Source organism: Halomonas sp. 3A7M, assembly GCF_014897875.1.
GTDB lineage: Bacteria > Pseudomonadota > Gammaproteobacteria > Pseudomonadales > Halomonadaceae > Vreelandella.
The window spans coordinates 20241-30822 of the sequence record NZ_JABUZD010000052.1 but is presented as its reverse complement, the minus strand read 5'-3'; the positions used below and the strand labels follow the sequence as shown (position 1 = coordinate 30822).

General features: G+C 54.4%; 14 protein-coding genes and 1 pseudogene. 9 read left to right on the top strand and 6 right to left on the bottom strand.

Annotated features, from left to right (window positions below):
* Positions 1-320, bottom strand: a pseudogene (locus tag INT19_RS04550) (signal recognition particle-docking protein FtsY); the annotation flags it as partial.
* A 90-nt stretch (positions 321-410) separates the two neighbouring features.
* On the opposite strand from INT19_RS04550, the gene rsmD reads away from it, so the two are divergent.
* Both rsmD and zapB read left to right on the top strand, forming a co-directional pair.
* Complete coding sequence (gene rsmD / locus INT19_RS04545) at positions 411-1037, top strand: 16S rRNA (guanine(966)-N(2))-methyltransferase RsmD (RefSeq protein ID WP_193059882.1); 627 nt, start codon at positions 411-413, stop codon at positions 1035-1037.
* A 107-nt stretch (positions 1038-1144) separates the two neighbouring features.
* Entirely contained in the window at positions 1145-1339 is a 195-nt protein-coding gene (gene zapB, locus INT19_RS04540; RefSeq protein WP_038481051.1) for a cell division protein ZapB, read from the top strand.
* Here the strand turns inward: zapB and INT19_RS04535 are convergent.
* The 5 genes from INT19_RS04535 to INT19_RS04515 form a co-directional block, all read right to left on the bottom strand.
* A complete protein-coding gene (locus INT19_RS04535) occupies positions 1336-1809 on the bottom strand; it encodes a GNAT family N-acetyltransferase (RefSeq protein ID WP_193059881.1) in 474 nt (157 codons plus the stop codon). The genes zapB and INT19_RS04535 overlap by 4 nt on opposite strands.
* Positions 1806-2663 carry a hypothetical protein gene (locus tag INT19_RS04530; protein ID WP_193059880.1) on the bottom strand — a complete coding sequence of 286 codons (858 nt, stop codon included), beginning with the start codon at positions 2661-2663 and terminating at the stop codon, positions 1806-1808. The genes INT19_RS04535 and INT19_RS04530 overlap by 4 nt, the downstream gene beginning before the upstream one ends.
* Complete coding sequence (locus tag INT19_RS04525; protein WP_038481041.1) at positions 2660-2968, bottom strand: BolA family protein; 309 nt, start codon at positions 2966-2968, stop codon at positions 2660-2662. The genes INT19_RS04530 and INT19_RS04525 overlap by 4 nt, the downstream gene beginning before the upstream one ends.
* Before the next feature lie 43 nt (positions 2969-3011).
* On the bottom strand, positions 3012-4415 hold the full coding sequence (locus tag INT19_RS04520; protein ID WP_193059879.1) for an MFS transporter: 1404 nt from the start codon (positions 4413-4415) through the stop codon (positions 3012-3014).
* A gap of 88 nt (positions 4416-4503) precedes the next feature.
* Positions 4504-4890, bottom strand: a complete 387-nt coding sequence (locus tag INT19_RS04515) for a hypothetical protein (RefSeq protein ID WP_193059878.1) — start codon at positions 4888-4890, stop codon at positions 4504-4506.
* A 241-nt stretch (positions 4891-5131) separates the two neighbouring features.
* Between INT19_RS04515 and INT19_RS04510 the strand changes: the two genes are divergently transcribed.
* The 7 genes from INT19_RS04510 to INT19_RS04480 all read left to right on the top strand — a co-directional run bounded on the left by INT19_RS04510 (position 5132) and on the right by INT19_RS04480 (position 10576).
* Positions 5132-5539 carry a DUF2170 family protein gene (locus INT19_RS04510; RefSeq protein ID WP_083000934.1) on the top strand — a complete coding sequence of 136 codons (408 nt, stop codon included), beginning with the start codon at positions 5132-5134 and terminating at the stop codon, positions 5537-5539.
* A gap of 79 nt (positions 5540-5618) precedes the next feature.
* Entirely contained in the window at positions 5619-6314 is a 696-nt protein-coding gene (locus INT19_RS04505) for a PspA/IM30 family protein (protein ID WP_083000932.1), read from the top strand.
* Between the two features lie 46 nt (positions 6315-6360).
* Complete coding sequence (locus tag INT19_RS04500) at positions 6361-7407, top strand: ion channel (RefSeq protein WP_193059877.1); 1047 nt, start codon at positions 6361-6363, stop codon at positions 7405-7407.
* Between the two features lie 30 nt (positions 7408-7437).
* Positions 7438-8181, top strand: a complete 744-nt coding sequence (locus tag INT19_RS04495) for a DUF2491 family protein (protein ID WP_193059876.1) — start codon at positions 7438-7440, stop codon at positions 8179-8181.
* A gap of 104 nt (positions 8182-8285) precedes the next feature.
* Positions 8286-8708 carry a DUF350 domain-containing protein gene (locus INT19_RS04490; protein WP_009724104.1) on the top strand — a complete coding sequence of 141 codons (423 nt, stop codon included), beginning with the start codon at positions 8286-8288 and terminating at the stop codon, positions 8706-8708.
* Between the two features lie 12 nt (positions 8709-8720).
* Positions 8721-9326, top strand: a complete 606-nt coding sequence (locus tag INT19_RS04485) for a DUF1190 domain-containing protein (RefSeq protein WP_193059875.1) — start codon at positions 8721-8723, stop codon at positions 9324-9326.
* Between the two features lie 62 nt (positions 9327-9388).
* Positions 9389-10576 (top strand): glutathionylspermidine synthase family protein, encoded by a 1188-nt coding sequence (locus INT19_RS04480; protein ID WP_193059874.1) that lies wholly within the window; start codon positions 9389-9391, stop codon positions 10574-10576.
* Positions 10577-10582 lie beyond the last annotated feature (6 nt).

The window sequence follows — 10582 nt, the reverse complement described above, 5'->3', positions numbered from 1 at the left end:
GGTTCTGGTTCTGGTTCTGGTTCTGGTTCTGGTTCTGGTTCTGGAACAGAGGCTAGCTCAGGCGCTGGTTCTGATTCACTTGTTTGTGTCTTTTCAGCGGTTTCTTCAACGGATGTACTGTGTTCCGCTGGCGCGGCTTCAGGCACTGACGTTTCTTGCACAACAGCTTCCGCCGTTGACGAGGCCTGCTCTGTTTTATGCTCTAGCGCTGGCTCTTTGGTAGCCTCTACTTTGCCATGCTCCTCCTGAGACAGCGCCTGCTGATCTTGCTGCTCCTGTTGGGAGTCGTGCTTTTTCTTACGTTTGAAAAAACCGAACATAGGTGTCATCCGACTAAATAGGTGAACATTGCGATTATCCTACCATCGCAGACCAAGACTTTGGATAAGTAGCCCGCTACAATCCGCGTTATGAAACGACAACGCTCTTCTCGCCCTTCTACTTCTCGCTCATCGACAGCGCGGCGCGGGCCTGCCAAACCGCCGGGTAAGCTACGCATCATCGGCGGCGACTTTCGCCGCCGTCAGTTGCCTGTACTCGACCACCCAGGGCTACGGCCCACCCCTGATCGCGTGCGTGAGACCCTATTCAACTGGCTAGGCCAACACCTGTTTGGCAAACAAGTGCTGGACCTCTTTGCAGGCACAGGAGCACTAGGCTTTGAAGCCATTTCCCGCGGCGCCAGCAACGTTACGTTTGTCGAGCGCGATTCCCGGGTAGCCGCGCTAATTAGTGAAAATATTATCACCCTTAGCACCAGTAATGGCCGAGTGGTATCTACCGATGCACTCGCTTTTCTCAACCAACCCTGCCAACAGCCTGCGGATGTCGTCTTTCTTGATCCACCGTTTCATCAAGGCTTAGCCGCTTCCTGCTGTTCCGCATTAGAAACCGGCGGCTGGCTTGCAGACGATGCCATGATCTACCTGGAAACTGAAAAGTCCCTATCTCCAAGCGTGCCCACTAACTGGCAGCTTTATCGGGAAACCCAGGCGGGCGAAAGTGCGGCTCGCCTCTATCTTCGTAAACCCGTGTAAACTGCGCTTGCCGCAATCCTGCAGCGGCGTTACGCTCGCCCAACTGAATTACGTTTTTGTCCCCGTTATGACAGGTAGTGTGCCTGTCGACGTTATTGGAGGTAGGCATGAGCCTTGAGTTATTTAACCAGCTGGAACAGAAAATTACCGACACCGTTGAGGCGTTGGAATTGATGAAGCTTGAAAACGAAGAGCTGCGTGGCGAGAACGCACTGCTAAAGCAAGAACGTGAGGAGTGGGAGCGCCGTTTACAGGGTGTACTCAGCAAATTTGAAGACATCGAAAGCGATAGCGTGTCTTAAAGTAAGCGCGACATCAGTAGCGCATCTTCTCGCCCGGCGGCACCCTGTGCAGCCGGGTAGTAACCTCGGCGCCGACCATCTTCATTAAACTCGTAGTGCTGATAAAGCGTTATCGCACGTTGGTTACTTGCCCGCACTTCGAGCAGTAAGCGTTCGCTTTGCCACTGCCTAGCACAGGCGACCACTGCGCCAAGTAGCTTGCCACCGATTCCCTGGCCTTGCTGCTGTGGAAGCACTCCAATCGCTTGAAGCTCTGCCTCAAATGGCAAACGCACCACGATGGCATAACCAAGCAGCACACCGCCAACGGACACATTGCCAATCGAAGCTGATGGTTGCCAGTAGCCAATCACCTGTGAACCAGGATCGTCTAACGCATCACGTAGATGCTGCGAGCTTATACCACTGTTAGCTTGCGCTTCTAACGCCTGTAACGCAGCACTGTCAGCAACGCTTAATGGGCTTATCACCGGGTGGCAACCTCAGCACGCCACTGCTGACCAAGCGACACCAGCGCAGGCCAAAGCTTACGCTTGGCACTCCCGTGCTCGGCAAGTGTCCTCAATGCAGGGCCCTGCCACACGGGCAGCGACAGCGTTTGGCTGCGTTGCTGGCTAACAGCCATAACCCGCGCTAAGTGGGAATCATCGGCTAGTTCGTCAGCTCCCCACCACAACAGGCGTTCCAACTGCCAGCCCTGCCTACCCGCCGCGCCAGCAATAAAGGCAGCCACTCCGTCTTGCGCTTCTTCCAGCGGCTCCTCCGGCGTGAACGTGTTGGCCATTGGCGGCCATTTAAAATACGTCACCGCGGGCATTTCACCGCTCAACACGCCTGCTGCCCGCAGCATATTAGCCAGCAGTTGCTGTTCAATAGGCGTTATTTCCCCCTCATGAAGGCTTAACCAGCGCCCACCAACACACATACAGGAAAGACTGAACGTAAGCGGCTCAACTTTGCTAACCGGCTTTTTTTCCTGAGTAGAATTTTCCAGTGTAGAAGCAACGGGGGCGTCGGCTGGCTTACTGGCAGGAACAGGCGGTTGGCCCAGCAGCGCGCGCACTGCCGCCGGGGCCGAAGAGGATGCCGATGCCGTGTCAGTGGCAACGGAGGCACTATCGCCTTTCGGTGACTGATTACGCGGGCGAGGTGCAGGTGCATCGTCCAATAGCGCTTGAAGGCGCTCTCGCGGCGGAGTAACAGCAGGCGCATCTTCCCATTCGCACGCCTCCGTCGGTCGTGCGTTAGGCAGTTGATATTTGGCTGCCCAGGCTGTTATGCCCATTGCATCCAAATACTGCCGGCGAATAACGTCTGGCGTCACTGGCCGCCGCCCCGACAGTTAGGCGAATTCGGGCGCTCGCCGCCACGTGTCTGCCACTCTTTTGGGGTGTACAGGTGCAACGCCAATGCATGCACGGGCCCAGACAGCTCATCGGCGAGCAGCGCATAAATCTGCTGATGGCGCTTCACCGGCATTATGCCATCGAAGCTATCGCTTACCAGGGTGACTTTAAAGTGTGTCTCAGCGTTAGCCGGCACGTTGTGCATGTGGCTTTCATTTTCTACGTGCAGCACGTCGGGCGTTAACGCCGCTAACTTCTGCTCAATCTGTGTCTGCATCGCCATGAGTACTTTCTCCTTCAATCAGCAACCAATTTATTGTACGCCCTTACTTGCTAACAGACGATGCCCGCCGCTCAATGAGAGCACGCTGGGCTAACGCCACCCGGGAAAGGCTCGCCATTAGCGCTAGCAGCGTGGTGCCAGCTCCCAGCCATAGGGTTATCTGTACCGGTGACCCCAACGCCAAGGCCGCCCCTACCAATGCCACCCCAAGTGATTGTCCAACGGTACGGGTAGTGCTCATCACGCCGGAGACATTAGCGCTTCGCTCAGGCGGAAGACTGCCCATCATTTCGCGGTTGTTAGGTGGCTGAAACAGACCAAACCCGATGCCACACAAGGCGGTGCGCCACAGGCTGCCTGCCACGCCGGTAGATTCATCCACGAGTGCTAGCGCCACTAATCCCATCATCAGCAGTATCAAGCCTGCGCTTGAAAGAAGACTCGGGTTGATTCGGTCAGCTAAACGACCAGCCAGGGGGCCAACCACCATAATCGCTAACGGCCAAGGGGTGAACAACCAAGCTGTTTCCAGTGGCGAGAATCCCATCTGCTCCTGATAAAAAAACGACAGCGCAACAAACGTTAACCCCTGACCGATAAAGGCCAACCCTGACGCTGAAACAGCCAGCGTAAAGCGTTTTTCAGCAAATATACTCAGCGGTAGCAGCGGATAAGGTGCGTGGCGCTGGCGTCGAATAAACAGCGCACAAGCCAGCACCGCTATCACCGCCCAGCCACCGCTTTGCCATAGCGGTGCGGCATGGCCGACTGCATCCATTGCGAGAAAGAAGCTGGCTAGCATCAACATAGACAGCAGTGCACCCAGCACATCAAAGCTGCCCCGACGTGGTTTATCTCGTGGCAACGCACGACTAGCCAGCCATAGCGAACACACACCAAGCGGAACATTAAGCGCAAACAACCAAGGCCAGTCGGCAAACGAGAGGATGACGCCGCTCAGCGTTGGGCCGGCTGCATAGCCACCAGCCACCACTAACGCGCTAAGCCCTAAAGCGCTACCCAATAGCCGTGACGGAAAGATTGCCCGATACAGCGACGGACCGATGGACAGCGTGGCCGCTGCCCCCAACCCCTGCAAGGCGCGAAATATCAGTAGCGTTTCTAGATTACGCGACAGCGCCGCCCCTAACGCCGCGAAAACGAAGGTGGCCAAACCAAATAAATAGAGCCGCCTGCGGGTGATCAGCTCACTTATGCCGGCGAACACTAATAAGAACGCCGCGCAGACCACTTGGAATAAATTGGTGATCCATACCGCTCTGGAGGCAGGCACATTAAGATCTGCGGCAATCGTTGGGAGTGCCAAATTAATCATGGTGGTGTCGACCACCGCCATTAGCGTGCCAGTGACGAGTGCCAGTACGGCAAGCGCACGCGCGGGCCCTGGCAAACCATCGTCACCCGCCCGAGTTTCAAACAATCGCATGGTGGTTCGTTCCTAAACTGCACCATTAAAAACAATAAAACCGGCCTGGGCCGGTTCCACAATACGCATACATCAAGACGGCAATGCGCTAGTCTTGCTCATTATCGAGCAGGAGTGCCTCATCAACCTCAGAAATTTCAAGGGCGGTTTCGTCGTCAAGATCAATCGCAAGGTAGCTATGCTCAATGCGTAAAAAGTCTTGGAACAGTGACCAATCAAGCTTTTCTGGCCATTGGCGCTCATCCTCTTCCCAGGCACGCAGCTCAGTCTCTAGGATTTCTGCATAGCGCTCACGAACAAACGTCTCAAGCGCTTCGGGGGTATCCATCTCTGGGATAAGGTACACCGTACTTTCACGTTCGACGTCGTCCAGGGTCAGGTCGTCGTCTCCCATGGTGGGTTCGAGCGCATTGATCCAGTCCACGAAGGTCTGGGTCGGCCTGACGCTCAGGGCAGAGCGATTTAGCAGTTTCATGGGATTCTCCTCGCCGTCGAAACGTTGACCATTATGGGTGCTAACGGATTAGTTTGCCATCGGTGCAGACGCAATATCGATTGATTCGGTAAAATGCTGAAGAATTTTTAGCCAACAACACCGTTACTCATCGGCACGGCTGTTACAGTCCTATCTACAGTCCTATCTACAGCCCTATCTACAGCCCTATCTACAGCCCTATCTACAGCCCTCTGCCGGATAGACCATTAGGATACGCTTAATGAATACACAGACACGACTTGAAACGATTAAACACAGCGTAGAACAGAACGAGTTAAACTGGCCTAACGCTGACATCACCCTCGACCAAGACAATGATTCGCTGGTGTTTACACTCAAGGACTACGGCGACTTACCTGTTACCCTGACGTATTCCGAGCAAGAGTGGCTGGTGATGACCGAAGTGGCGCCCACCAGCGCGGTTAAGGATATCACTACCTTCAACGATGCCTTGTTACGCCTGGGCATGACCCTACCGCTGGTCAGCGTTGGTATCCACACCTTGGGTGACGAAGATTACTATGTCGTCTATGGGCAGCTATTTTCAGACTGCAAGCTCGAGGCAATCAGTGCAGAAGTAGAAGCTTGCGCTCAGGCTGCCCTGGAAATTGCCGATTTAATCGACTGATTGTTCACCTGATTCAATATCAACCGGTTGTTCGTCCCACGCACAAGCGTCGGATTAGTTCGATTTAAGGAGTTACCCGATGTTACTACGCAAAATGTTTACCGCCCTGCGCGGCAAAGCCACTGAAACCGGCGAAGCGATTGTCGATAGTCAGGGGATACGTATTATGGAACAAGAACTACGTGACGCCAAAACGGCAATGAACCGGGCCAATGAAGAACTCACTACCATCATGGCCAGGCGTAACCTTGCTGCCAAGGAAGTAGATACGCTGTCGGATAAAATGGCGGAATACGAAAAAAGCGCCATGGCAGCGCTTGAGAAAGGCGAGCAGAGCCTAGCCGAAGAAGTCGCTGGAGAAATTGCCCGCTTGGAAAGCGAGCGCGAAATCGCTCAGGCCAATGTCACCCAGTATGATGGCACTATCGAAGCACTGAAGTCGACCATCGCTAAATCTAAAGGTGAAATTCGCCGCGTTGAGCAGCAAATGTCCCACGTCAAAGCCACTGAAGCCGCGCAAAAAGCACAGGCTGCCGTGGCATCTCAACATGCTGGCCAAAATGCCAGCATGAACAGCGCCGTTGCCTCCCTTGAACGCATTAAAGAGCGCCAGGCCCTACAGGCTGAAAAGCTTAAGATTGGTGAATCAATGCAAGCACAAGATTCCGGCGCTGACTTGGAAGCGCGCCTTTCCCAGGCAGGTATCGGCAAACAGCAGACGTCAGGAAGCGATGTTCTGGCTCGCCTAAAAGCCAAGCAAAATGCTGGCAATTGAGTGCTAGCGTTATTACTACCGCCTGAACGCAAGGAAGACTGACGCCATGCCAGTGCTACAACGGCTACTAAAAGTTTTAAAAGCCTCTACGATTAACGTCAGTTGGACGTTTCTGTTACTGCTGGCACTGGCACATATGGCAACCTCTTGGCTACTCATGGGGCTCTCTGGCGAAGAGGTTGCCAACTCACTGCCGTTGTGGCTGTATTTTTACGTTGTTACGGCTTCCACCGTGGGCTATGGGGACTTCTCGCCGAGTTCAACTGCTGGGCAACTGATCGCTGTGTTTTACCTGATCCCAGGCGGTATTTCGCTATTTGCTGCCCTGATTGGCAAGGCAACCGTCACGGTGGGCAACTTTTGGAGGCAGCAAATGCAAGGAAAAGGCGATTACAGCGACCTTACTGGCCACACGGTGGTGTTAGGCTGGCATGGAGAAACCACTGAAAAGATCATTGATATTCTCAAAGCTGACCGGCAGCTCCCTGATGAAATCGTGCTGTGTGTCACCAAAGACATCAACAACCCACGTCCGGGCGACTTAAAATTCGTCAAGGGTGATAGCTTCGCCAACATGGAGCTTCTCAAGCGCGCCGGCGTTGAAAATGCCAGCCGTATTATTATCTATGACGGCAGCGATGAACGCGTGGCGACTGTGGCGCTTTCCGCTTATAGCCTAAAGTCTCCTGGCTGCCATATCGTTGCGCACTGCGAAAACCCTAACACTGCTGCAATGTTGCGCCGCACACTTCCAGGCATTGAATGCACCGAAGCTATGGCACTAGAAATGCTGGTGCGCTCAGCGACTGACGCAGGCATAAGCCGCGTCGTGAATGAACTGCTTGCTGTAAATCATGGTGCCACTCAGTACCAAACGCGGCTGCAAGATATTCCCAAAGGCAGCACGTTTGGCCAATTATTCTCCCTAGCCAAGGAGGCGCATAATGCCACCTTGCTTGGCGTCACTTCCATTAGTGACGAGGCGAATATGCTCAACCCACCCTCCGCCCCTGAGTTGAGTGATGGCGATGTGCTGTATTACATGGCCTATGAGCGCCTGACGTCGGCACATTTCTCATCGTTACTGGCATGACATCCAACCGTTTCAAGGAGGACCATCACTATGTTTGGTTCACTTAAATCACTGTTTCGTGCCAACAGTAAAGGCGTGCAACAAAAGCATGCCAGCGAAACCGCCCAACGCTCTAGCGGCCTACCCGTCGGCATGACCCCAGACGACTTTAGCGGTCTTCGACTCGGCGGTATGGTGTCGCTCAATATGCTGTCGCTGAAAGCGTTCGACAGCCTGAATTTTGATGCCAGTTGGAGTGGCGCTGCGCAAGAAATAGCCGCGATTGGCGTCGTCGAACTCGGCCAAGGCGAACAGCTAGCGCGCTTTTATCTGGAAAATGACACATGGATTCAAGCCTCCATTGCTAATGGCAAGGTGTTTGAATACAAACTGTTCGACTTCCTGTCGTCGCAACATGTTTCTAATCTTGAATTTGATGGTTTGATCAATCAGCCGGATAGCAAGGCACCCGCTCATCCACTCGGCCAGAGCAGCTTTACGCTGGAAGCAGGCGACGACATTCCAGACGACCTTAAACGCTATCAGCGCGTCTGGGGCGCTGAAAACAGCGAATGGTCAGCTCCGGTAGTGCTCGAGGAAACGGTGACTCGCGCCAATGGCAGCGGAATATCTCAAGTCACGCATCATTGCATGCTCTATGAACGCCATGATCAGGCCTCAGAGCGTTTTGAATATATTCTGCTAAGTGCTGAAGCCGATGAACTGGAAGGCAGCTATCAGTTAGTCACCAGCTTGGGCATCGATATCAGCGCAGTGATCATCGAAGCGCATTGATGGCTTTCTGTAGAGCCTTACTGATTACCCTTCACGACTTTCGATTCAACACGTCCAGCTTACAACTCACACCTAACGATTGACGACTAAAAAAGGAAACGATAATGGGCAATATCGGTATGTACTTGGCAGGCCTGCCAGCGTTTTTCGCCTACCTGATCACCGCAGCCATCCTGCTGGTAGCATTTATGGTCGCGTACAGTAAGATCACCCCGCATCATGAATGGAAGTTGATCCAAGAAGGCAACGCCGCGGCGGCAACCGCCTTTGGCGGCGCCACCCTAGGCTTTACCATACCGCTCTACAGCGCTATGGCGAACAGCGTGAGTTTCATTGACTTTATCGCCTGGGGCATTATCGCCTTTATCGTGCAGATCGTTACCTTCTTTGCCATCAAGCTGGTGCTGAAAAGCAAAGGGCAGAGCCTTTCCGGGCATATTACCGATGGCCACGTAGCATACGGCATTTTCGCGGCAACTATCGCTATCGCGGTTGGCCTGCTCAACGCTGCTTCCATGATCTGGTAAGGGGAGACTTTCATGCAATCATCTAACCAGCCACCGCGCCGCAAGCGTAGCTCTCGGCTGACCTTGGCTCTAATGGGTGCTGCCGGTACAGCCGCATTAGCCGGCTGTGGGCAGTCATCCCCGCCGCAAGACACTCTGTCAGATGTCAACTTCTCCGAGCCCAAGGCCTACCAGAACGTAGACGAGTGCGTGGCAGACGAGCTTTATACGCGCACCGCCTGTGAAGCGGCGTTTACGGCAGCCGTTGAAGCGGTTCCGCGCTTTGACTCCTTAGAAGCTTGCGAACAGGTACATGGCGAAGGTGCCTGTGAGCCCCCTCCCCAATCAGCTCAACAGGGGCAAGGTGGCAGTTGGTTTGGTCCCGCACTGATGGGCTATATGGTTGGCAACATGATGGCCAACCGCAATGGCGCGCGGGTACAAAGCCTGTATCAAGAGCCGGTCTACCGTACCCGCCAGAATCGCGGCGACTGGAATGCTGCGTCGTCCTCTGCTTCTTCACGGGTGGACCAACGTAACAAGGCCTTCCGCTCATCGGTTATGCAGTCCAACCAACGAGCAACTCAACGCTCTGGGTTCGGTTCGCGCTCCAGCGCACGGGGCGGATTTGGCTCCTAAGCTAACCTCCGTTCGCTTACTATCTTTCGACGCACTCACCTGCGCCAGCAAGGAGCCGTTTTATGTTGCGCGTTGCCATTACTGAACGCCCTCAATGGCGCGAACTGGCGCACCAGCTAGGGTTTCACTTCCATACTATTGAAGGGGAGCCCTACTGGACCGAGGATGCCTATTACCAGTTCACGTTGGCCCAGATCGAACAGGACATCGAGGACCCCACCGAGGCGCTGCACGAGATGTGTATGGATGCCGTTGATCGGATCTGCCAGTCTGATGCCCTGCTTCACCAGTTAAATATCCCTGAACAGATGTGGGGCGTTATTCGTGCCTCCTGGCGTAATGGCCAGCCACATCTCTATGGGCGCATGGATTTTGCCTATAGCGGTAATGGGCCTGCCAAACTGCTAGAGCTTAACTACGATACCCCCACCAGCATTTACGAGGCGGGCTTCTTTCAGTGGCTATGGCTTGAACAGGTGATCGAACAGCGCCTGCTGCCTGCCCACGCCGACCAATTCAATTCGATCCAGGAACGCATGATTGCTGCCCTCGCCCATATCGGGCAGCGCCTTGAACGCAACGGCTCAGCCTCTCCGGCACTGCACTTCGCTTCCATCAAAGCCCATGAAGAAGATCGCGCTACCGTTGCTTACCTGCAGGACTGTGCCCTACAGGCAGGGCTGAATGCTCCCTTTATCCATATCGAAGATATCGGCTATCAACCCAACACCGACCACGGCTGTTTTGTTGATCTGGAAAACCGGCCCATCCGTGCACTGTTTAAGCTCTACCCCTGGGAAGAAATGAGCGATGACGCTTTCGGTGAGCTACTGCCCATGATGCAAACTCACTGGTTCGAGCCCCCGTGGAAAGCCATCCTCAGCAATAAGGGCATTCTGCCGTTGCTATGGCAGTGGCATGAAGGCCATCCCAACCTGTTACCGGCGTATTTTGACACCAGCGATGGCACGTCGCTGACGCCCGGCTGGGTGCGCAAACCATTTTTCTCTCGGGAAGGTAGCAATATTGAGCTGATAACCACGAGCGGCCAGTACGAAGCCGTTGATGGCCCCTATACCGACAACCCGCGTATTCTGCAGGCCTACCACCCACTGCCGCGCTTTGGCGAACGGCATGCCCTGATCGGCAGTTGGGTAGTCGGTGACAAGGCGTGCGGCATTGGTATTCGTGAAGACGTTGGCAAAATCACCAAAGACTCCAGCTGCTTCGTACCGCACGCTATTGTCTAGAGCTTG

Coding starts and splice junctions, on each gene's coding strand:
- INT19_RS04505 (WP_083000932.1), top strand. CDS start 5,619: ATGTTACTACGCAAAATGTTTACCGCCCTGCGCGGCAAAGCCACTGAA.
- INT19_RS04490 (WP_009724104.1), top strand. CDS start 8,286: ATGGGCAATATCGGTATGTACTTGGCAGGCCTGCCAGCGTTTTTCGCC.
- INT19_RS04520 (WP_193059879.1), bottom strand. CDS start 4,415: ATGCGATTGTTTGAAACTCGGGCGGGTGACGATGGTTTGCCAGGGCCC.
- INT19_RS04485 (WP_193059875.1), top strand. CDS start 8,721: ATGCAATCATCTAACCAGCCACCGCGCCGCAAGCGTAGCTCTCGGCTG.
- INT19_RS04500 (WP_193059877.1), top strand. CDS start 6,361: ATGCCAGTGCTACAACGGCTACTAAAAGTTTTAAAAGCCTCTACGATT.
- rsmD (WP_193059882.1), top strand. CDS start 411: ATGAAACGACAACGCTCTTCTCGCCCTTCTACTTCTCGCTCATCGACA.
- INT19_RS04510 (WP_083000934.1), top strand. CDS start 5,132: ATGAATACACAGACACGACTTGAAACGATTAAACACAGCGTAGAACAG.
- INT19_RS04525 (WP_038481041.1), bottom strand. CDS start 2,968: ATGGCGATGCAGACACAGATTGAGCAGAAGTTAGCGGCGTTAACGCCC.
- INT19_RS04515 (WP_193059878.1), bottom strand. CDS start 4,890: ATGAAACTGCTAAATCGCTCTGCCCTGAGCGTCAGGCCGACCCAGACC.
- INT19_RS04480 (WP_193059874.1), top strand. CDS start 9,389: ATGTTGCGCGTTGCCATTACTGAACGCCCTCAATGGCGCGAACTGGCG.
- INT19_RS04495 (WP_193059876.1), top strand. CDS start 7,438: ATGTTTGGTTCACTTAAATCACTGTTTCGTGCCAACAGTAAAGGCGTG.
- zapB (WP_038481051.1), top strand. CDS start 1,145: ATGAGCCTTGAGTTATTTAACCAGCTGGAACAGAAAATTACCGACACC.